At 72.6% G+C, this 20,586-nt stretch carries 20 protein-coding genes and 1 pseudogene; 13 read left to right on the forward strand and 8 right to left on the reverse strand.

Going from position 1 to position 20,586, the window contains the following annotated elements; genetic code table 11:
• The first annotated feature begins 16 nt into the window (after positions 1–16).
• From AB0F68_RS14760 to AB0F68_RS14785, 6 genes are all read left to right on the forward strand, one after another.
• Positions 17–682 carry a response regulator transcription factor gene (locus tag AB0F68_RS14760; protein ID WP_357337786.1) on the forward strand — a complete coding sequence of 222 codons (666 nt, stop codon included), beginning with the start codon at positions 17–19 and terminating at the stop codon, positions 680–682.
• Complete coding sequence (locus tag AB0F68_RS14765; RefSeq protein WP_357337270.1) at positions 679–1,734, forward strand: HAMP domain-containing sensor histidine kinase; 1,056 nt, start codon at positions 679–681, stop codon at positions 1,732–1,734. The genes AB0F68_RS14760 and AB0F68_RS14765 overlap by 4 nt, the downstream gene beginning before the upstream one ends.
• A 99-nt stretch (positions 1,735–1,833) precedes the next feature.
• Complete coding sequence (locus AB0F68_RS14770) at positions 1,834–3,957, forward strand: pyridoxal-phosphate dependent enzyme (RefSeq protein WP_357337272.1); 2,124 nt, start codon at positions 1,834–1,836, stop codon at positions 3,955–3,957.
• Positions 3,954–5,075, forward strand: coding sequence for a D-alanine--D-alanine ligase family protein (locus tag AB0F68_RS14775; protein ID WP_357337274.1), 1,122 nt, complete (start codon positions 3,954–3,956; stop codon positions 5,073–5,075). The genes AB0F68_RS14770 and AB0F68_RS14775 overlap by 4 nt, the downstream gene beginning before the upstream one ends.
• Complete coding sequence (locus tag AB0F68_RS14780) at positions 5,072–5,707, forward strand: M15 family metallopeptidase (protein WP_357337277.1); 636 nt, start codon at positions 5,072–5,074, stop codon at positions 5,705–5,707. The genes AB0F68_RS14775 and AB0F68_RS14780 overlap by 4 nt, the downstream gene beginning before the upstream one ends.
• Before the next feature lie 81 nt (positions 5,708–5,788).
• Positions 5,789–6,475, forward strand: a complete 687-nt coding sequence (locus AB0F68_RS14785; protein ID WP_357337279.1) for a hypothetical protein — start codon at positions 5,789–5,791, stop codon at positions 6,473–6,475.
• A 64-nt stretch (positions 6,476–6,539) separates the two neighbouring features.
• Here AB0F68_RS14785 and AB0F68_RS14790 read toward each other — a convergent pair whose 3' ends face one another.
• The 5 genes from AB0F68_RS14790 to AB0F68_RS14810 all read right to left on the reverse strand — a co-directional run bounded on the left by AB0F68_RS14790 (position 6,540) and on the right by AB0F68_RS14810 (position 11,808).
• Positions 6,540–7,529, reverse strand: coding sequence for a transporter (locus AB0F68_RS14790; protein ID WP_357337281.1), 990 nt, complete (start codon positions 7,527–7,529; stop codon positions 6,540–6,542).
• On the reverse strand, positions 7,526–8,416 hold the full coding sequence (locus AB0F68_RS14795; RefSeq protein ID WP_357337297.1) for an ABC transporter ATP-binding protein: 891 nt from the start codon (positions 8,414–8,416) through the stop codon (positions 7,526–7,528). Before AB0F68_RS14795 ends, AB0F68_RS14790 begins: the two co-directional genes overlap by 4 nt.
• Before the next feature lie 11 nt (positions 8,417–8,427).
• Complete coding sequence (locus AB0F68_RS14800; RefSeq protein WP_357337303.1) at positions 8,428–8,832, reverse strand: GntR family transcriptional regulator; 405 nt, start codon at positions 8,830–8,832, stop codon at positions 8,428–8,430.
• Between the two features lie 267 nt (positions 8,833–9,099).
• A complete protein-coding gene (gene gabT, locus AB0F68_RS14805; protein WP_357337305.1) occupies positions 9,100–10,368 on the reverse strand; it encodes a 4-aminobutyrate--2-oxoglutarate transaminase in 1,269 nt (422 codons plus the stop codon).
• A gap of 3 nt (positions 10,369–10,371) precedes the next feature.
• Entirely contained in the window at positions 10,372–11,808 is a 1,437-nt protein-coding gene (locus tag AB0F68_RS14810) for a gamma-aminobutyraldehyde dehydrogenase (protein WP_357337310.1), read from the reverse strand.
• Positions 11,809–11,950: 142 nt separating this feature from the next.
• Between AB0F68_RS14810 and AB0F68_RS14815 the strand changes: the two genes are divergently transcribed.
• The gene (locus tag AB0F68_RS14815) at positions 11,951–13,390 is read left to right on the forward strand and encodes an aldehyde dehydrogenase family protein (protein ID WP_357337326.1); all 1,440 of its coding nucleotides are present in this window, start codon (positions 11,951–11,953) and stop codon (positions 13,388–13,390) included.
• 29 nt (positions 13,391–13,419) lie between these two features.
• On the forward strand, positions 13,420–14,034 hold the full coding sequence (locus AB0F68_RS14820; protein ID WP_357337328.1) for a DUF2625 family protein: 615 nt from the start codon (positions 13,420–13,422) through the stop codon (positions 14,032–14,034).
• A gap of 120 nt (positions 14,035–14,154) precedes the next feature.
• Here the strand turns inward: AB0F68_RS14820 and AB0F68_RS14825 are convergent.
• The 3 genes and pseudogenes from AB0F68_RS14825 to AB0F68_RS14835 form a co-directional block, all read right to left on the reverse strand.
• Positions 14,155–15,152: pseudogene (locus AB0F68_RS14825) on the reverse strand (SUKH-3 domain-containing protein); the annotation flags it as partial.
• 159 nt (positions 15,153–15,311) lie between these two features.
• Positions 15,312–15,971 (reverse strand): transposase, encoded by a 660-nt coding sequence (locus tag AB0F68_RS14830; protein WP_357337330.1) that lies wholly within the window; start codon positions 15,969–15,971, stop codon positions 15,312–15,314.
• Between the two features lie 4 nt (positions 15,972–15,975).
• Positions 15,976–16,479, reverse strand: coding sequence for a hypothetical protein (locus tag AB0F68_RS14835; RefSeq protein WP_357337333.1), 504 nt, complete (start codon positions 16,477–16,479; stop codon positions 15,976–15,978).
• Between the two features lie 23 nt (positions 16,480–16,502).
• On the opposite strand from AB0F68_RS14835, the gene tnpA reads away from it, so the two are divergent.
• From tnpA to AB0F68_RS14860, 5 genes are all read left to right on the forward strand, one after another.
• Positions 16,503–16,931, forward strand: coding sequence for an IS200/IS605 family transposase (gene tnpA, locus AB0F68_RS14840; protein WP_357337335.1), 429 nt, complete (start codon positions 16,503–16,505; stop codon positions 16,929–16,931).
• A 137-nt stretch (positions 16,932–17,068) separates the two neighbouring features.
• The gene (locus AB0F68_RS14845; protein WP_357337341.1) at positions 17,069–17,482 is read left to right on the forward strand and encodes a YbaB/EbfC family nucleoid-associated protein; all 414 of its coding nucleotides are present in this window, start codon (positions 17,069–17,071) and stop codon (positions 17,480–17,482) included.
• Between the two features lie 5 nt (positions 17,483–17,487).
• On the forward strand, positions 17,488–17,817 hold the full coding sequence (locus AB0F68_RS14850) for a hypothetical protein (RefSeq protein WP_357337344.1): 330 nt from the start codon (positions 17,488–17,490) through the stop codon (positions 17,815–17,817).
• Positions 17,818–17,862: 45 nt separating this feature from the next.
• Complete coding sequence (locus AB0F68_RS14855; protein ID WP_357337346.1) at positions 17,863–19,608, forward strand: hypothetical protein; 1,746 nt, start codon at positions 17,863–17,865, stop codon at positions 19,606–19,608.
• Positions 19,609–19,915: 307 nt separating this feature from the next.
• Entirely contained in the window at positions 19,916–20,494 is a 579-nt protein-coding gene (locus AB0F68_RS14860) for a DinB family protein (protein ID WP_357337350.1), read from the forward strand.
• The last annotated feature ends 92 nt before the right edge of the window (positions 20,495–20,586 follow it).

A 20,586-nucleotide genomic window follows, 5' to 3' on the forward strand; every position in this document is an offset into this window, starting at 1 on the left:
CGGGGAGCGGGTAGCGGTGCGGGTGTTGGTGGCGGACGACGAGCGGTTGCTGGCGGACACGGTCGCCCAGGGGCTGCGTCGGTTCTCGATGGCGGTCGACGTCTGTTACGACGGCGACGGTGCGTTGGAGCGGATCGGCGTCAACCGGTACGACGTGGCCGTGCTGGACCGGGACATGCCCGGCGCCACCGGCGACGAGGTGTGCCGCAGCCTCGCCGGGTCCGACGCCGGCACCCGGGTGCTGCTGCTCACCGCCGCCGCCGGGATCCGGGACCGGGTGGCCGGCCTCGGGCTGGGCGCCGACGACTACCTGACCAAGCCGTTCGCCTTCGCCGAGTTGGTGGCCCGGGTGCAGGCGCTGGGCCGACGGTCCGTACCGGCGGTGCCGCCGGTGCTGCAGCGGCACGGGGTGGTACTCGACGTGGCGCGGCACACGGTCACCCGGGACGGGCGGCAGCTCGGCCTGAGCCCCAAGGAGTTCGCCGTCCTGCACGTGCTCATGCGCGCCGGGGGCGGCGTGGTCAGCGCCGAGGAACTGCTGGAACAGGCCTGGGACGAGTTCGCCGACCCGTTCACCAACGCGGTCCGGGTCACCGTGATGACGCTGCGCAAGAAGCTCGGCCAGCCGTCCGTCATCCACACCGTGCCGAAGGCCGGTTACCGGATCGGCGAGCCGGCGTGAGCCCCCGCCGCCGCGTCCTGCTGGTCGGGGTGCTGGCCCTGCTCGGCGGCTACGTCTCGTCCGGCCTCGGCAAGGGGCTGCTCGGCCAGCTGTGGTGGCGGGCCGAGGAGTTCTGCGACCTTCGGGCGGTCGGCGTGGTGATCTGCGAGCCGGCTCGCCCGCTCATCCCCGTGTTTCCCCAGCTGGCCGAACTCCTGCTCCTCCTGCTCGGTGTGCTCGCGCTCTGGGGCGCGGCCCGCTGGTGCCTGCGCCCGGTGCGCGACCTCGCCGACCCGATCGCCGACCTCGGGCCGCAGAACCTGGGTCACCGGATCCGCCGGGGCGGCCGCGACGAGCTGGCCCGGCTCGCCCGCGCCATCGACGACATGATGGACCGGGTCACGGCCGGCTACGAGGGGCAGCGTCGGTTCGCCGCCAACGCCTCGCACGAGCTGCGTACGCCGCTGGCGGTGCAGCGGACGCTGATCGAGGTCGGCATGGCCCAGTCGCTCACCGGCGAGCAGCTCGACCTGCTCACCGCCCAGCTGCTGGCCACCAACGAGCGCAACGAGCGGCTCATCGAGGGCCTGCTCGCGCTCAGCGAGAGCGACCAAGGGCTGCGCTCCTCCACCCCGCAACGCCTCGACGAGATCGTCACCACCGTGCTGGCCGCGTACGGGGACCGGGCGGCCGAGGCCGGCGTGACGGTGGAGAGCCGGCTCGCGCCCCGGATCGTGCCGGGCGAGCGGGTGCTGCTGGAACGCCTGATCGGCAACCTGGTGGAGAACGGAATCAAGTACAACCGGCCGGGCGGCCGGCTCACCGTCACCGTCGGCGGGGACCCGGCGCTGACCGTCACCAACACCGGCCAGACCGTCCCGGGCGAGGCGGTCGCCGGTCTCTTCGAACCCTTCCGGCGCCTGGCCCGCGACCGGACCAACCAGGGCGGCGGGGCCGGACTCGGCCTGGCCATCGCCCGCTCGATCACCCAGGCGCACGACGGCATCATCGCCGCCCGCCCCGGCGAGGACGGCGGCCTGCGGGTCGACGTCCAGCTACCCGCCCTGCGCTGACCCACCCCTCGCAGACCTTCGGGAGCCGCCCTCGCGGCATCCCGCGATACCACCTGCCCGAAAGCGACCGACGGCGTGCGCCGCCGGAGAGGAGACCCCGTGCCGACCCGTACCGATCAGGCCGCGCCGCCGGCCGGCCGGGTGGTCTGGGCCGACGTGGCCAAGGGCGCCTGCATCATCCTCGTGGTGCTCTGGCACGTGATCGTCAAGCACTACCTGCGGATCGACTGGCGGATCGACCTGCCCGTGCCGGGCGCCTGGGGGCTGCTCGGCGAGCAACTGCTCCCGCTGCGGATGCCGCTCTTCTTCACCCTCTCCGGGATCTTCGCGGCGAACGCCGTCGCCCGGCCCTGGCGGGTGGCCGGCCGTCCCCGGATCGCCCGGAACCTCTACCTCTACGCGACCTGGCTGCTGATCCACACCGCCCTGCTGGCCCTCGTACCGGACTTCCCAACCGACCGGGCCACCAGCCTCGGCGGCCTGCTGGCCCAGCTCACCGTCACACCCTCCAACCTCTGGTACCTGTACGCGCTGGCGCTCTACTTCGCGCTGGCCAAGGCGCTGCGCCGGGTCCACCCGGCGGTGCTGCTCGCGGCGTCGGGCGCGCTCTCTGCCGTGGCGGCCACCGGCCTGCTGGACAGCCCGGGCAACCGGGGGCAGGTCTACCAGAACCTGGTGTTCTTCCTGGCCGGCGTGCACCTGCGGCCGTACCTCCAGCGCTGGGCGGAGGGCGCGACCACCCGCCGCCTGGCCGCGACCGGGACCGCGTACGCCGTCGCGCTGGCCGCCATGGCGACGGCCGGGGCCGAAGGCCGGCCCGGCGTCCGGCTGCTGGTGTCGGTCGTCGCGGTGGCGTTCGGGGTCACCGCCGCGGCCCGGATGGCCCGGCTCGGGGCGGTCGGCGGGGCGCTCGCCCGGCTCGGCCGCCGGACGCTGCCGATCTACGTGATCCACATGCCGGTGCTGGCGCTGCTGCACGGCTTCCTGGCCGGCCCGGTCGCCGACCTGAACCGACCGTGGCGGGCGCTGCTGATGGCCGCCTACCCGGTCCTGCTCACCGCGGTGGTGCTGGCGCTCAGCCTGGCCGTCCACCGCGGGCTCACGGCGGCCGGCGCGCGTTGGCTGTTCGACCTGCCGCGCCGCGCCGGCACCGACCACAACCGAGAAGGAGAGACCATGTCCCCCAGCCACGCCCCGGCCCTGCCGGACCGGGCCAGCGTCGAGGAGGCCGCCCGGTGGTTGTCCGGCCGGGTGGTGCGTACCCCCGTGCTGAACAGCCCGGCGATCGACCGGCTGGCCGGCGCCCGGATCCTGCTGAAGGCGGAGAACCTCCAGACCGGCGGCTCGTACAAGATGCGCGGCGCGATGCTGGCCGTGGGCCGACTCGCCGCGGCCGGCCACACCGGGGTGGTCGCGCAGAGCACCGGCAACCACGCGGTGGCGGTGGCGCTGGCGGCCCGCCGGCACGGGCTGGCCGCGACCGTGGTGCTGCCGGTCGACGCCGCGCCGGTCAAGGTGGCCCGGGCCCGGGCGGCGGGGGCGCGGGTGGTCCTCGCCGGCAGCACCGTCGAGGAGCGGCTGGCCGCCGCCCGGCAGTTCGCCGCCGCCGACGGTCACCCCCTGGTCGACGCGTACGACCACCCGGACGTGGTGGCCGGGCAGGGCAGCGCCAGCCTGGAGCTGATCGAGGAGGCGGAGCGCGCCGGCACCCCGCTGGACGCACTCGTGGTGCCGGTGGGCGGGGGCGGCGGCGTGGCGGGAGCCTGCCTGGCCGCACACGGCACCCCGATCGCGGTGTACGGGGTCGAGCCGGTCGGCTGCGACTCGCTGGCCCGCAGTCTCGCCGCCGGCCGGCCGACGCCGGTCGTCCCGGCGCCCACCATCGCCGACGGGCTCCGCCCGGGCTGCGTGGGCGACCTGCCGTTCGCGGTGGCGCGGGACGCCGTCCGGGGCGTCGTCCGGGTCGACGACGAGGCGATCGCCGAGGCGTTCCGGCTGCTCCTGCTGGAGCTGAAGGTGCTCGTCGAGCCGTCCGGGGCGGCCGGGCTGGCCGGCGCGCTGCGGCTGGCGGCCCACCCGGGCGACCCCGACGGCGGGGAGCGGGGGCGGTACCGGACGGTCGGCGTGGTGCTGACCGGCGGCAATGTCGAGGCGGATCTGGTCGCCCGGTTGGCGACCGGACCCGTCGCCGACCCGGCACGGATGGAAGGGGTGGCGGCGTGAGCGCTGCGGTTCGGATCGGAGTCCTGTTCGGTGGCCCGTCGGCGGAGCACGAGGTCTCCTGCGCCTCGGGGCTCGGCGTCGCCCGGGCCCTGGTCCAGCGGGGCCACCAGGTGGTGGCGCTCGGGATCACCCGCACCGGCGGGATGCGGCTGGTGCCGGAGTCGGTGCTGGCCGAGCGCTGCGGGAGCGTGGGCGCCGGGCGGGCCATCGACGACCGGCTGCCGGTGACCGGCCCGGCCGTGGAGCTGCGGGCCGGGGCGCGCGCCGGCACGGTCGCGGTCACCGCGGCCGACGCGCCCGGGGCGATGCACGCCGAGCTGGACGTGGTCTTCCCGGTGCTGCACGGCCCGTACGGCGAGGACGGCGTGGTGCAGGGGCTGCTCGAATCGCTCGGGGTGCCGTACGTCGGGTGCGGCATCCTCGCCTCCGCCGTCGGGATGGACAAGGTGGCGATGAAGCGGGCGCTGCGGGCCGAGGGGGTCCCGACCACTCCGCACGTCTGGTTCGACGCGCCGGCCTGGCGGGCCGCGGAGGACCCGGAGAAGCTGGTCGTCGGGCTGCGCCGGCCGCTGTTCGTCAAGCCGGCCCGGATGGGCTCCTCCATCGGCATCTCCCGGGTGGCCGAGGGCGACGACCTGGCGGCGGCGGTCGAGGAGGCGCTCCGGCACGATCACGTGGTGCTGGTCGAGCAGGGGGTGACCGGCCGGGAGCTGGAGTGCGGCGTGCTCGGTGGCTGGCGGCCGGAGGCGTCGGCGGTCGGCGAGGTCCGGGTCGCGGGCGGCTGGTTCGACTACCGGCAGAAGTACTTCGGCGACGCGGATCCGATGATCGTGCCGGCGCCGCTGCCCGACGAGGTCACCGAGCGGATCCGGGAGCTGTCCGTCCGGGCCTTCACGGCGATCGGCGGCTGGGGGCTGGCCCGGGTCGACTTCCTCTACGACGAGACGACCGGCGACCTGTTCGTCAACGAGCTGAACACCCTGCCCGGCTTCACCGCGCACTCGATGTATCCGAAGGTGTGGGCCGAGTCCGGCGTCGACTACCCCGAGGTGGTGGACCGGCTGGTCGCGCTCGCCTTCACCCGGCACGCGGCCCGGCCCCGAGGCGGTGCGGCGTGATCCTGCTCTCCGATCCCCGGGTCGCGGCGGTGTCCAGCCGGGACGACGGCGAACCGCTGGTCGACCTGCGGGAACTGCCGGAGCTGCGGCTGGACAGCCAGGCCGCCGACCCCGCCGGGGCGTACGCCCGGGTGCGGCGCGGGGTCGCGGACCGGTTGCTGGCCGCGCAGCGCGCGCTGCCGGCCGGCCTGCGCCTGCTGGTCGTGGAGGGGTACCGGCCGTACCGGGCGCAGCTCGACATCTTCACCGGCTACCGGGACGAGCTGCGCCGGCGCTACCCGGACTGGTCGGCGGAGCGGCTGCACCGGGAGACCACCAAGTTCGTCTCGCCGGTCGAGGTGGCGCCGCACAGCACCGGTGGCGCGGTCGACCTCACCCTCTGTGACGCCGATGGGGTCGAGTTGGAGATGGGCACCGCCCTCGACGCCACCCCCGAGGAGAGCGCCGACGCCTGCTTCACGGCGGCCCGGCACATCCCGGTGAGCGCCTGGCGGAACCGGCAGGTCCTGGTGGCCGCGCTGAGCGGGGCGGGGCTCGTGAACTATCCGACCGAGTGGTGGCACTGGTCCTACGGCGACCGGTACTGGGCGCTGCTCACCGGAGCGCCGCACACCCGTTACGGTCCGTTGTGATCTGCCGCCCCGGCTGAACGGTCCGGCCCTTCCGTCCGTACCAGGCGTCGTACGAGACCACCGGACGACGGGAGAGACAACGTGAAGGTGCAGCGCAAGCACGTGCTGGCGGCGACCGTGACACTGGCCGCCTCGGCGGTCGTCGCGGTGGGCACGGGGATGGGGTTCGCGGAGACCACCCCCGCCGGGCAGTCGCCCTGTGCGGGGTCGGTGACCTTCTCGGCGGAGGGCGGGGCGCCGGCGGCGACCAGCGACCGGTTCCCGGTGGGCACCCGGCTGCGGGTGACCAACCTGGACAACGGCAAGGTCGCCACGGTGACGGTGACCGGCCCGTCGGGCAGTTGCGTGCTGCTCAACGCCGCGGCGATGGACCTTGTTCGGGAGCCGGGCAAGAACGTGATCCGGCGCAACGTGGTGGAACGCCTGGACGGCGGAGCCCCGGCGCCCGGCGCGGCCCGGCCGGGTGGCGGCGCCCCGGCGGGTGAGGCCCGGCCGGGCAACGCCCAGCCCGGCGGCGCGCCCGTCGGCAGCGCATGCGCCGGGGCGATCACGTTCTCGGCCGAGGGCGGGGCGCCGGCCGCCACGAGCGGACAGTTTCCGGTGGGTACCCGGCTGCGGGTGACCAACCTGGACAACGGCAAGGCGGCGACCGTGACGGTGACCGGCCCGTCGGGCAGTTGCGTGCTGCTCAACGCCGCGGCGATGGACCTGATCCGGGAGCCCGGCAAGAACCTGGTCCGGCGCAACACCGTCGAACTGCTGCGCTGACCGGTGCCCGGTGGAACGCCAGGGCGGGTGCGCCATGGCGTTCCACCGGGCAGGGCCGGGCCGCTCAGGCGATCCGGCGGATCCGGCGTACGGCGAGGTAGAGCAGGAGGGCGGCGAGGGCGACGAAGATGCCGGTCTCGATCCACTGGAACAGCCAGAACCGGTCCGCCGGCTGGTAGAGCTCCCAGTTGTAGGCGCCGGGTCCGGCGCCGATATCAGCCCCGCATCGACCGCCATCCGGTGCCTGGCCGCCCTGCGGACACATGATCCGGGTGTCGGCCGCCAGCATCTTCCCGTCGGCGTCGCGCACACCGCTGGAGAGGACCCAGTTGCCCCGGTCCTCCTGCAGCGGATCGGCCCCCTCGATCGGGAAGGTGAGGGTGCGGGCGGGCTGGTAGTGCGGTCTGGCCAGGATCGCCACCGCCGCCCGGACCCCGATGAACGCGGCCAGGGTGACGCCCATGGCGGGCAGCATCCGGCGCCACAGGGTGCCGGCGAAGATTCCGAGCGCCACCGCGAAGAGGGTGTAGCCGATCGGGGCGATGCCCTGCAGGTCGAAGACGATGAAGCCGAGGCGGCCCTCATGCGCGGCCTGGGTCAGCGGGCTGACCCACCAGGCCATGCCCAGTCCGTAGCCGATTGCCAGGGTCACCGTGACCACGACAGCCAGGCCGAACTTCACCAGGGCCCACCGTGTCCGGCCGACGCCCTGCGTCCAGGCGAACCGGTGCGTGCCCTGCTCCACCTCCCGGGCGACCAGCGGGGCGCCCCAGAACAGGCCGACGATCACCGGCAGGACGACGAGCAGGACCGCCACCAGGTTCAAGCTGGCGTACCGGTTGGTGAACTGGTGGAACCCCGACTCACAGCCGTGCGCGGTGGCCTGGTCGACGTCCGAACGCGCCAGCTGACTGACGCAGTCGGGCAGCCCGAGCTCGGTGAAGCTGTGCCGCATCGACAGGCCGATCGGGACCATCAGGGCCGCCAGCGCGGCGAAGCCGAGGAGGGTGAAGAGCAACTGCTTGCGGTGCTGCCGCCAGGCCAGCCAGATCATGCCGGCACCTCCCAGGCCGCGTGGCTCGTGGTGGTCTCGCCCTCGGCGAGGTGCGCCAGCACGAGGTCCTCCAGCGTCACGTCGTGCACCGTCCACTCCGGAGAAAGGGCACCGCCGTTCGTACGGACCAGCAGCGTTGACTGCCGGGCGGTGTGGCTCGCCCGGACCACGGCGTCGACCCCCTCGATCGGTTCGCCGCCGTGCCGGGGCCCGACCAGCTGCCGGTGTGCGGCGACCAGGTCGTCGACCGCGCCCACCAGGTGCACCCGGGCGGCCTGCAGCACGACCAGGTAGTCGCAGACCCGTTCCAAGTCGGCCAGCAGGTGCGAGGAGAGCAGCACGGTCGTCTCGGAGTCGGCGACGCTGCCCATCAGCGACTGCAGGAACTCCCGGCGCGCCAGCGGATCGAGGCTGGCGACCGGTTCGTCGAGGAGCAGCAGCCGGGGCCGCTTCGCGAGTGCGAGCGCCAGCGCGACCTGCGCCCGCTGGCCACCGGACAGCTTGCCGACGGGCAGCTTCGGCGGGATGCCGAGCTGGGCCAGCCGGTTGCGGGCGAGCGCCCCGTCCCAGCGCTTGTTCATCCGGCGGCCCAGCTCCACCAGCTCGGCGGCGGTGAAGTCCCGGTAGAGCGGGGTGTCCTGGGCGACGAAGCCGATCTCCGGCAGCACCGACGGGTGGGCGTACGGCGCTTCGCCGAAGATCCGCACCGTGCCGGCGTCCGGCCGCAGCAGGCCGACCGCGAGGTGCAGCAGGGTGCTCTTGCCGGCCCCGTTGGGGCCGACGAGGGCGGCGATCCGCCCGGCGGGCAGGCGCAGCGAGCAGTCGCGCAGCGCCCAGGTTCTTCCGTACCGTTTGCCGAGCTGCTCGGCCTCCAGCGCGATCTCCATCGGCTGTCCTCTCATCCTGCTGAGGCGGGTTCGGCGCGCGTCGTGCCGGCCCGCATGGTGGTCTCGACCAGGGCGGTGACGTCTTCCGGGGTTAGCCCGGCGGCGCGGGCGCGGTGCAGCCAGGCCACCAGCTCCGCACGAAGCTCGGCCTGATCGGCCAGCGACGAGCCGGCGAGGGTCCGACGGACGAAGGTGCCGACGCCGGGGCGTCCCTCGACCAGGCCTTCGATCTCCAGCTCGCGGTACGCCTTCAGCACCGTGTTCGGGTTGATGGCCAGCGACTGCGCGACGTCGCGGACCTTCGGCAACTGGTCGCCAGGCGTCAGCAGCCCCACCCGCAGGGCCTGTTTGACCTGCTGGATCAGCTGCACATAGGTGTTCACCTTGGACCGGCCGTCCAGTACGAACTCGATCACGCGACGCCCTTCTATTGTCCTACGACAGTAGGACTATAGAACAGGATGGGGGTGGCGGGGAGCCCTGTGGAGGATTGGACGTGTCGGAGGGACGCCGTGCCGGCGTTCGTCAGCGAGGTCGCGGCGCTGCAGGAGGAGCGGATCGACGGTGTCGTCGCGGTGTGGCGGACCGTCGAGGAGTGGATGGGCGGCTGGGGTGGAATACCATGGGTCGCTCCTGGGGGGATCGAGACCCATGGTGTTCCACGTACACCGGCTGACCGCCGGTCAGCCGAAGGCCGCGTCCAGGATGTCCAGGCCCCGGGCCAGCTCGTCGTCGGAGATGACGAGCGGAGGCAGGAAGCGCAGCACGTTTCCGTAGGTGCCGCAGGTGAGGGTCAGCAGCCCGGCTGCGTGGCAGGCCGCCGAGATCGCCGCCGTGGCGGCCGGGTCCGGGGTCAGCGTGCCGGGCTGGACGATCTCCACGGCGAGCATCGCGCCGCGGCCGCGCACCTCGGCGACGCGCGGGTCGCGGGCGGCGATGGCGCGCAGCCGCTCGACCATGACCGCGCCGATCCGCCGGGCGGCGGCGGCCAGGTCCAGCTCGTGCATGGTCTCGATGGCCGCCAGCGCGGCCGCGCAGGCGATCGGGTTGCCGCCGTAGGTCCCGCCGAGGCCGCCGACGTGCACCGCGTCCATCAACTCGGCCCGGCCCGTCACCGCCGCGAGGGGCAGCCCGCCCGCGATGCCCTTGGCCAGGGTGACCAGGTCCGGCTCGACGCCCTCGTGCTGACAGGCGAACCAGTCGCCGGTGCGGCAGAAGCCGGTCTGGATCTCGTCGGCGACGAACACCACCCCGGCGGCGGTCGCCCACTCGCGCAGCGCCGGCAGGAACCCCTCGGCCGGCACCACGAAACCGCCCTCGCCCTGGATCGGCTCGATCAGCAGCGCCGCCACGTTCTCGGCGCCCACCTGCTTCTCGATCATCTCGACGGCCCGCGCCGCGGCGGTCGCCCCGTCGAGGCCGCCGTCGCGCAGCGGGTACGACATCGGCACCCGGTAGACCTCCCCGGCGAACGGCCCGAACCGGTGCTTGTACGGCATGTTCTTCGCGGTCAGCGCCATGGTCAGGTTGGTCCGGCCGTGGTACGCGTGGTCGAAGACCACCACGGCCGGCCGCCCGGTGGCGTGCCGGGCGATCTTAACGGCGTTCTCCACCGCCTCCGCGCCGGAGTTGAACAGCGCGGAGCGCTTGTCGAAGTCGCCCGGGGTCAGCGCGTTGAGCTGCTCGCAGACCGCCACGTACGACTCGTAGGGCGCGACCATGAAGCAGGTGTGGGTGAAGCGCTCGACCTGCGCGCGTACCGCCTCGACCACCCTCGGGGCGGCGTTTCCCACGTTGGCGACCGCGATGCCCGCCGCGAAGTCGATCCACTCCCGCCCGTCGACGTCGGTGATCGTCCCACCGCCCGCCCGGTCGACGTAGGAGGTGATCGTGCTGCCGACGCCGCGGGCGACGGCCGCCCCGCGGCGCTTGTGCAGTTCCTCGCTCGACATCGGTCAGCCCTCGATGTTGTGCATGACGTGCTTGATCCGGGTGTAGTCCTCCAGGCTGTAGACCGAGAGGTCCTTGCCGTGCCCGGAGTGCTTGAAGCCGCCGTGCGGCATCTCCGAGACGAACGGGATGTGGGTGTTCACCCAGACGCAGCCGAAGTCCAGCCGGCGGGTCATCCGCATGGCCCGGCCGTGGTCCTTCGTCCACACCGAGGCGGAGAGGCCGTAGTCGACGCCGTTGGCCCAGCGCACCGCCTCGTCCTCGTCGGAGAAGCGCTGCACGGTGATGACCGGGCCGAACACCTCGTCCTGGATGATCTCGTCGGCCTGGCGGACCCCGGAGACCACCGTCGGGGCGTAGAAGTAGCCGCGCTCGCCGAGCTGGGAGCCGCCGGTCTCCAGGTTCGCGTGGTCCGGCAGCCGGTCCACGAAGCCGCGTACCCGGCTGAGCTGGTTGGCGTTGTTCAGCGGGCCGTAGAGCACGTCCTCGTCGTCCGGCGCACCGGTCTTCGTGTTGCGGGCCTGCTCGGCGAGGGCGGCCACGAAGTCGTCGTGGATGCCCGGGCCGGCCAGCACCCGGGTCGCGGCGGTGCAGTCCTGGCCGGCGTTGAAGTAGCCGCCCACCGCGATCGCCTCGGCCGCCGCCGCCACGTCCGCGTCGTCGAAGATCACCACCGGGGCCTTGCCGCCCAGCTCCAGGTGGGTCCGCTTGAGGTCCGGCGCGGCCGCCGCGGCGACCTCCATGCCGGCCCGCGTCGAGCCGGTGATCGACACGAACTGCGGGGTCGGGTGGGAGACCAGCGCCCGGCCGGTGTCCCGGTCGCCGCAGACCACGTTGAACACGCCCGGCGGGAGGAACTCGGAGGCGATCTCGGCCAGCAGCAACGTCGACACCGGAGTGGTGTCGGACGGCTTCAGCACCACCGTGTTGCCGGCCGCCAGGGCCGGGGCGATCTTCCAGACCGCCATCATGAGCGGGTAGTTCCAGGGCGTCACCTGGGCGCAGACGCCGATCGGCTCGCGCCGCACGTACGAGGTGTGCCCGGCCATGTACTCCCCGGCCGAGCGCCCCTCCAGCAGGCGTGCGGCACCGGCGAAGAACCGGAACTGGTCCACCGCCGGCGGCAGCTCCTCGTCCGCGGTGAGCTGGCGCGGCTTGCCGGTGTTGCGGACCTCGGCGTCGACCAGTTCGGCCGCCCGGGCCTCCACCGCGTCCGCGAGCTTGAGCAGCGCCTTCTGCCGCTCGCCCGGGGTGGCGTCCCGCCAGGTCTCGAACGCGGCGGCGGCCGCCTTCATCGCCGCGTCCACGTCCGCCGCCCCGGAGACCGGCGCCTGGGCGAAGACCTCGCCGGTGCACGGGTCGATCAGGTCGGCGTACCCGCCGTCCACCGGGTCGACGTACTCGCCGTTGACGAAGTTGCGCAGCTGCTGCTGATCGCTCATCAGAAGTCTCCGAGGGGGTGGCCGAGGGGAAGGTCAGCGGAGGTTATCGCAATCTGACTGCCATCTTCGCTACTGAATCCGAGGCAGACAAGGGTTTGGGCAACTGTTTCCGCTAGGGCCTGCGTGGTCTACGCTGCCGAGCGTGGAGCCGAGAGCCTTCTATGTCGCCGGCCGCCCCGCCCACGGCGAGGGTGAGCTGACCGTCACCCACCCGTACGACGGCCGGACGGTGGGCCGTACCACCCTCGCCACGCCCGACCAGGTCGAAGCCGCCGTCGTGGCAGCCGCCGGGGTGGCCGCGGCGGCCGCGGCCCTGCCCGCGCACGCCCGCGCGGCGGCCCTCGACCACGTCTCCCGCCGGCTGGCCGAACGGGCCGACGAGGTCGCCGCCCTGATCACCGCCGAGAACGGCAAGCCGGTGAAGTGGGCGAAGGCCGAGGTGGGCCGTGCGGTCTCCACCTTCCGCTGGGCCGCCGAGGAGGCCCGACGCTTCTCCGGTGAGCTGCAACGCCTGGACACCGACCCGGCGGCCACCGGGCGCATCGCGCTGGTCCGGCGGGTGCCTCGCGGCCCCGTCCTGGGGATCGCACCGTTCAACTTCCCGCTGAACCTGGTCGCGCACAAGGTCGCCCCGGCCATCGCCGTCGGCGCCCCCATCGTGGTCAAGCCGGCCCCGGCCACCCCGCTCTCCGCGCTGCTGCTCGGCGAGATCCTGGCCGAGACCGAACTGCCCGAGGGGATGTTCTCGGTGCTGCCGCTGCCCAACGAGCGCGCCGCCGAACTCGTCGCCGACCCACGGCTGCCGGTGGTGTCGTTCACCGGCTCCGGGCCGGTCGGCGCGGCCATCCGCCGGGCCGCCCCCGACAAGCACGTCACCCTGGAACTCGGCGGCAACGCCGCGGCGGTCATCTGCGAGGACTGGTCGTCGGACGGGGACCTGACCTTCGCCGCGCACCGCATCGCCACGTTCTCCAACTACCAGGCCGGGCAGTCGTGCATCGCCGTGCAACGGGTGTACGTGCACGAATGGCTCTACGACGGCTTCCTGCCCCGCCTCATCGCGGCCGTCGACGAGTTGCGCACCGGCGACCCGGCCTCCGAGCTGACCGACGTGGGGCCGATGGTGTCCGTCGAGGCGGCCGAACGCGTCGAGACGTGGGTCGACGAGGCGGTCGCCGCCGGAGCCAGCATCGAGGTCGGCGGGCGGCGCGACGGCGCCACCTATCCGCCGACCGTGCTCAGCCGGGTGCCGTCGTCGGCCAAGGTCTGCACCGAGGAGGTGTTCGGGCCGGTGCTGGTGGTCGCCCCGGTCACCGACGCCCAGGCCGCGTTCGCCGCGGTCAACGACTCCGCGTACGGGCTGCAGGCCGGCGTGTTCACCCACAACCTGCAGACCGCCTTCCTCGCGTCCCGGACGCTCGAGGTCGGCGGGGTGATCATCGGCGACGTGCCGTCGTACCGGGCCGACCAGATGCCGTACGGCGGGGTGAAGGGGTCGGGTGTCGGGCGGGAAGGGCTGCGCAGCGCCATGGACGACTACACCGAGCAGCGCGTCATGGTGCTGACCGGGGTGAAGCTGTAGCGCTCCGGTCTCCGTGACAGGCTGAGCAGGTGGACCAGTCAGCGTGTCCCGAGGTGGCCGAGGCCGTCGAGGCCGCGCCGTACCCCGTCGAGGTGTTGCCGGCCGACCCGGCGCGGGCGTCCGCGTGCCTGGCAGACCTGGAGATCACCACCCGGTCCTGGCTCGGTGCGGTGGTCGCCAACACCGGCGGCCTACTGATCGACCACGGCTGGCTGCGGGTGCTCGGCAGCGGCCACGGCGGCCTGCCGGACGTGCCCGGCGAATCCGACCCCGCGCGCGGCGTGGTGGTCGTTGGCTACGACGTGCTGGGCGGCCAGTTCGTCTGGTCGCCACCGCAACCGGGGGCCAGGCCGACCATCCACTACTTCGGCCCCGACGACCTGGGCTGGCTCGACCTCGAGCAGGGCTACGCCGACTGGCTGTACGCCGTCCTCGCCGGCTCGCTGACCCGCTTCTACGACACCCTGCGCTGGCCCGGTTGGCAGGCGGAAGTCGCCGCCCTCGCCCCCGACCAAGGGTTCAGCGCCTGGCCACCACCGTTCACCAAGGAGGGCAAGGACCTCTCCGTGGTGTCCCGGAAGGCGGTGTCGCTCACCGAGGCGGTGTCGTTCTACCAGGACGCCGCACGACAGTTCGGCTCCTGACCGGGCCGGTCCGGAGGTGGTTTCACCAGGTGCCGTCGTCGCCGACCCGGGCGGGGCGCGGCCGAGCAGCAGGGTGATGAGGGCGGCGTCGATGTCGGGGCCGAGGAACCACTCGCCGGCCTGATCGAGCGCGAAGATCCGGCCGCGCTCGTCGACGGCGATGACGCTCTCCTGACCCTCAGTAACGAACGGGAAGAGCCGGAGGCCGAGAACGGCGCCGAAATCGGCGAGGGTGTCGGCGCTATGGGCGCCGCGCAACGGATTCATGGTGAACGGGCTTATCCAGACCCCCTGGCCCGGCCCCGCCTGCGGCTGAGGATCGCTGGAAAGGCGGTGAGCGCCTGTTCGGCGGCCGGGAACTTCTCATGCCGATGGTGCCGTCCAACGACTTCGCGCGTTTCGGCGATTGCGCCCATCGCCAGCGCCTCGTTGAACATGCTGATCTGCCAGCCCGCATCCATGAGCTCGTGCGCGATCACATCCGGGAATCGGCCGGGCTGGATGATCTGTCGCGGCTCGGGGCGCCACTCTTCCATGTATGCCAGGTCGGACGACGCGAGGGCGTTGAAACGCACCAGAAAGTTGATGCACAAGTCGCAGGGAAGGCCCGCCGGTTCACCTGTGGGATCCCCTGGTTCCCGGATCCGGAAGACCTCGATCCGGCCGGTGCCGAGGAACGCGCGGGTCTCATCGAACGTCAGCGTCGGGCGGCTCCCAACTTCGCGTTGGCGGTCCTGGTCGTGCACGACGTCCGAGACGACGATCATCTCGACGTGCCGCTCGCCGCCCCGCACCAGGTGGCCGGGTTGCAGTCCGTCTAGATAGGACTGACCAGTGGATGGTGGTGCATTTCGACATCGCCCTTGGCGCCCTGCGCGATGTGCATCCGGCCGTCGAGTGTGCGCCGCGGCGCCGGGCGTGGGCGTCCGGGTGATCTCCCGGAGCAACTGGCTGGCCAGGTCGACGGTACGCGGCGCGCGGCTCGGCCGGTCGGCGCTGCCGGAACATCTACTCGACGGCGGCGGTCGACACCTCGCCGGTCTCCTTGTCGATGACCGCATGGTCGGCAGGTCGCCGGGGAAGGCTCGGGCATCAAGGGACACAGTGAACGTGTCCATGTAGCCCAGCTCGAACTCCTCGACCAGCGACGCGCACGGGAATCCCAGGCGCTCGGAGTCCCGTCGGGCCCAGACGGCGGCGAGTTGCTCGGCGTGCTGTCGTTCGATCACAGCGTCAACTGCCCGCCCATGAATGGGTTGGCTTGCGGATCAGCGCCTCTACTGGTTGCAGAGTGATGCCGCGTGCGGGCGATTGACTGCGCCCCAGTCCTCGGCACCGCGTTCTGCGATGTTGAGGGCTGCATTGTGGTCGGCGTGGGCAACGACCCCGCACGACCGACAGAGGAAGGTTTCCTGGTTTGGCCGGTTCCGCTTGTCGCGGTGTTTGCAGCCGTTGCAGGTCTGGGATGTGTACCGGGGGTCGACTTCGACCAGCGGTACGCCCGCCCGGCGGGCCTTGTAGGCCAGGAGCGAGCCGAGTTGGTGGAATGACCACGAGGAGAGTGTGACCCGTTGAGGCTTCCTCAGCCGGACCCGGTCGCGGATTCCCGTCAGCTTTTCGACGGCGATGCCGCGGCCGGTGCGTGCAGCCTTGGTCACGATGGCCTTGGCGATGCAGTGGTTGACGTTCGCGGCGTGCCGCGCTTCCTTCTTGTTACGCCGGGCCAGCAGCCGTTTGGCTGACTTGGTCCCCTTCTGTTGCAGCCTGGCCCGCAGCCGGGCTTGTCGTCGGCGGTAGCCGTTGAGCCGGGTCCCGGCATAGCGGGTTCCGTCGGAGTCGTAGGCGATGTTGGCGATGCCCATGTCCACGCCGAGGAAGCCGTCCGGATCGTACGGGTCCGCCTCGGCTACCTCGACCGTCGCGTACAGGAACCACATGCCGTCAACGGTGGACCAGGTCCGACTCTCCGGTCTTGCTGGTGGCCAGGGCCTTGAGCTGGTCGGGCGAGCCGGTGTAGGCGACGCCCTTGAGCCGGCCTCGAGTGGTCCAGATGGACACGGTACGGGCGTCTGCCTGCCAGGACAGCATCCGGGCGTCGTAGGGCTGGGCAGCGTTCGGCCGGAAAGCGATCGGGGCCCCCTCAGCTCGCCGACGGCGCTTCGAGCCAGGCTTCCCGAGGCGGCCAGCCTTGATGTTCGCCTTCAGCACGGTGTAGGCGTCGGCGACCTTCTTGATCACGTGCTGGGCGGCCTGAGCGCCCAGGCCGTAGTCGGCCTTGATGCCCGCGTAGGTGTGCTTGCGCAGGTCGTAGTTGCGGTAGACCGCCCTCTCGCGGGCCACCATCGCCACCTCGGACGCGGCGGCGTTGCACGCCCGAACAGTCGCCTCCAGTGCCGCCGCCTGTTCGGGTGTCGGCAGGAGCTTGGCCTGCACCACCAACTTCACCGGACCACCGTAGCATTTGGTCCATGTCACCTAGATGGACCCCGGACCCGGATGTTCGGCGTGGACGCAGCGTTGTCTACAACCTGCACGTGCATTTGGTCTTCACCACGAAGTATCGGCGGGGAGCGCTCACCGATCCGATCCTCGCCCGGTGCGAACAGGTCATGCGTGACGTGTGCGCCGACTTCGGCGCCGAGCTGCGCGAGTTCAACGGCGAAACCGACCACGTGCACCTGCTCGTGCACTACCCGCCCACCGTCGCGCTGTCGAAACTGGTCAACAGCCTCAAAGGCGTGTCGGCCCGCTACCTGCGGCAGGAACACGGCGCGCACCTCAGCCGCTACCTGTGCGGCAACCACCTGTGGTCGCCGTCGTACTTCGCCGGCTCCTGTGGCGGCGCGCCCCTCGGAATGGTCAAGGAGTACATCGAACACCAGAAGCGGCCAACGTAGCGGCCGTAACGGTGTTCCCTCCCGGCCGTGAACGGCCGGGGTTCCCGCCTTATCGACTGCTGAAGTTACCGGACCCCACGGACTCCGTGGCGCCCGGTATGGTCGGCCCTACTGACGGTGACGGAAGGGGAGTGGCGGTGGCCGAGAGTGCGGACCGGGAGGCGAACCGCGCGCTGCGTGCGCGGTTCGACGAGGTGTACGGCCAGTACCAGCGACTTCGGTCCGGTTTGGACGAACTCCAGTCCAGGCTCGCCGAGCTGCGGGTGACCGAGCGCTCCGACGACGGCCAGGTGACCGCCGTCGTTGGGGCCCGCGGCGAACTGATCAGCGTCGAGGTCGCCCCGTCGGTGTTCCACGACCGGGACGCCAGGGCGCTGGGCCGGAAGATCACCGAAACCGTGCTGCGGGCGTCGGCGACCGCGGTCACGGCGACCCGCGAGCTGGTCGCCGGATTCCTCCCGCCCGGCTCGCCGTCGGTGGAGTTCCTGCGTACGCATGATTTCGGCGCCTTGCTGGGCCGGGCTGATGCCGTCCTGTCACGTGGAGAGTGACGGCGGTGGCCGACGGACAGCTCTGGCTGGACCCTGACCGGGCCCGGCGCGGCGGCGCCGATCTGGCCCTGGTCGGGGAGGTGGTCACCACCTCCCGACGGGAGGCGGGCGGCCCGATCGCGGCGGCGAGTGCGCAGCGGCCGTGGGGGCGGGACGACATCGGCGCCGCCTTCGACAAGCACTACCAGGGCTATGCGGAGACCCTGCTGCGGGCCTGGGAGCTCCTCGGCCGTTCGATCGAGGGGCTGGCCGCCGACGTGGTGCGTTCCGTCGTCGCCACGGTGGAGACCGACCTGACCAACGCCCGCCAGCTCGGCGAGATTCCGCACCAGTAGCACAACCCGCACCGGCCCTGGCGCTGACCACCGGAGGATCCGTGCGTGAGCATGCTGCCCAGCCCGATCCCACACCCGCTCGACTACTGCCCCTGGGATGTGCCCGGCTGGATCTACGAGGCGCTGGACTGGGTCGTCGGCGTCGAGTGGCCGGAGGGCAACGAGCGGGCCGTCTGGGACCTGGCCGACCAGTGGTATGGCGTCGGCGACGTCCTGGCCGGCCCGCGGAACGACGCCACCACCGCCGCCGGCGAGGTCCGCAGCGGCTACGGCGGGGTCGGCCTGGTGGCGCAGGCGTTCGACATCGCCTGGGGCAAGGTCGCCGAGGGCGAGGACACACCGCTGCACGTCCTGGTGGCGGCCACCGGCGAACTGGGCAAGCTGGTCGACTCGTGCGGCTGCGACATCGAGGGCGCCAAGCTGGAGGCCTGGATCGAGCTGGGCATCCTGGTCGTCGAGCTGCTCTCGCTCGCGGCGGCCACCGTGCTGACCATGGGCGCCGCCTCGCCGGCGGCCGGCGCCGCGATCACGGCCAGCCGGGTCGCCGTGCAGCAGATCTTCAAGCGGCTGGTGGCCCAGCTGGCCCGCAAGGCCGTCAAGGAAGGGTTGAAGGAGGCCGGCGAACGGGCCGCCAAGGAGGTCGTCAAGAGCGGTGCCCGCGGGCTCGCCCGCCGCGCCGCGCTCGGCGGACTGGTCGAGGCGGGACAGGAGGCCGGCACCAGCCTGGCGACCCAGGCGTACCAGAACTCCACCGGCCGCCGGGACGGCCTGGACCTGAGCGACGTGGGCATGTCGGGGCTCGGTGGCTTCGTCGGCGGCGCGGCGGCGCCGCTGGCCGGCCTCGGGCGGCACGCACACGGGTGGTTCGCGCAGGTCGGTGAGCGCTTCGGGCGGGAGATGGCCGGCGAAACCCTGGCGGAGAGCGCGGCGGGGCTCGCCACCGGTCAGGACCTGTCGCTGGAGGACCTGGCCCGGACCGCCGCCTCCGGCGCCAGCGGCTCCGCCACCGGTCAGGCCGACAGCGCCCTGCACCACCGGCTCGACGAGAAGCTGGCCGGTCTTCCCACGCAGCCGGTGGACCTGGGGCTCCCACGATCCGGCGATGCTGCCGGCCCCATCCCCTCCCAGCGAATACCGGACGCGGCCCCGATTGTCGGAAATCCCGGCCCCGTACCGGTGCTTCACCCGGGTACGGCGGATTCCCCCGCGGCGTCGAATCCGCCTTCGTCACTCGTCGGTGACGGGCCAGCTTCGGTGCACCTCCCGTCCGTCGGCATGGAGCATGCCGCGGCGGGCGTGGCTGCTCCGCCACCTCACCGGGTGGACGCGGAGGTGACGACGAGCCCTCCGAGCGCTGATGTGGCGACGCGCACAGCGCGGCTGGAAGCCACAGCGAGCCCGACACTCTCGTCGGTGACTGTCGAGGCGCCCGTTACGGGCATGCCCGTCCCCGACACCGCCCGGCCGACGTCCGGTCCGGCCAAGGCCCCTGTGCTGCCCGACATGGGCACGTCGAGCCAGGCGGCACCTGTGCAGGCGGCTGCCGCGCAGATCGTGGTGAGCCCCCTGCCACCATTTCCCCGCAGTCGCAGTCGCAGTCGCAGGGGCCGGTGTCGATGCCGCCGAACCACACGCCGGTGGGCGCCGTGCCGGGGCAGGCCGGACCGCTGCCTGCTCCCCCGGCGCATCCCCAGGACACCCAAGCCGCCAGCCCGGAAACGGGAGCGCCGACCAACGGGTCGAATGCCCGACCTGCCCCGCATCCCCGATTTCCGCTGCTGGAAGCGCTAGCCCCGCAGCGTCCGGCATCGGATCCCCGGCCACTTTCCGGCCCCTTCGACCCGCTGCCGCCGCGTGGGATGACGTCACGGGAACGGGCCGCACGACTCGCGGCCGACCGAAAAGGCCTCGACCGACGTCGCTACCAGGACTACCTCCAGCACCAGCGAGGGTCTGGCGGCGGACGTTTGTGATGTCCGAGGAGCAGCTTCAGCAGCCCGGTGATCCCGGCGCCGACCCCACCATCGCCACCGCCGCGCCCTGACCCCGCCGGCAAAATGCCTTGCCGGCCGCCGTCCCAGGGCGAGAAGGTCCGGGCATGTCTGACGCGGGTACCGATACCGACCGACCCACTCCTCAGTTCGCGTGGTCGAACATGTTCGTCAAGCCGGAGGACGACCCCCGTTCGGAGGGCGGGTTCGACGACGAGTTGAGCGTCCTGGTCAACTACCTGCGGGACCAGCGCCTCACCCTGGAACTCAAGTGCGCGGGCCTCGACGCCGAGCAGTTGGCCCGGCGGTCGGTCCCCCCGTCGCCCATGTCGCTGCTGGGGTTGGTCCGACATATGGCGGAGGTGGAGCGGGGCTGGTTCCGCCGCACCATGGCGGGCGAGGACGCACCGCGGATCTGGCGGCACCAGGCGGACCGGGACGCCGACTTCCACGGGGCGGTGGGTGACCCGGCCGTGGTCGAGGAGGCCTGGGCGGCCTGGCGGGAGGAGGTCGCGTACGCGGAGCGGTTCGTCGCCTCGGCCCCGAACCTGGACGTCAAGGGGCGGCACGGTGACGGGGAGATCTCGCTGCGGGAGCTGCTGGTGCACATGATCGAGGAGTACGCCCGGCACAACGGCCACGCCGACCTGCTGCGCGAGCTGATCGACGGCCGCGTGGGCCAGTGACCCGGAAAGGGTTGGCTACGGTGGGGCGATGACGGGCGCCGAGGCCGATGCCGACCGGTCTTCCCGCCGGTCCGGCCGGCCGAATCCGGGTC

Origin of the sequence: Micromonospora sp. NPDC023966 (assembly GCF_040639095.1) — a bacterium.
In the GTDB taxonomy this organism is placed as follows: Bacteria; Actinomycetota; Actinomycetes; order Mycobacteriales; family Micromonosporaceae; genus Micromonospora.

What these genes read in the sequence shown, in the direction of transcription:
- AB0F68_RS14860 (WP_357337350.1), top strand. Translation starts at nt 19,916, where the DNA reads ATGTCTGACGCGGGTACCGATACCGACCGACCCACTCCTCAGTTCGCG.
- gabT (WP_357337305.1), bottom strand. Translation starts at nt 10,368, where the DNA reads ATGTCGAGCGAGGAACTGCACAAGCGCCGCGGGGCGGCCGTCGCCCGC.
- tnpA (WP_357337335.1), top strand. Translation starts at nt 16,503, where the DNA reads ATGTCACCTAGATGGACCCCGGACCCGGATGTTCGGCGTGGACGCAGC.
- AB0F68_RS14790 (WP_357337281.1), bottom strand. Translation starts at nt 7,529, where the DNA reads ATGATCTGGCTGGCCTGGCGGCAGCACCGCAAGCAGTTGCTCTTCACC.
- AB0F68_RS14810 (WP_357337310.1), bottom strand. Translation starts at nt 11,808, where the DNA reads ATGAGCGATCAGCAGCAGCTGCGCAACTTCGTCAACGGCGAGTACGTC.
- AB0F68_RS14795 (WP_357337297.1), bottom strand. Translation starts at nt 8,416, where the DNA reads ATGGAGATCGCGCTGGAGGCCGAGCAGCTCGGCAAACGGTACGGAAGA.
- AB0F68_RS14830 (WP_357337330.1), bottom strand. Translation starts at nt 15,971, where the DNA reads ATGTGGTTCCTGTACGCGACGGTCGAGGTAGCCGAGGCGGACCCGTAC.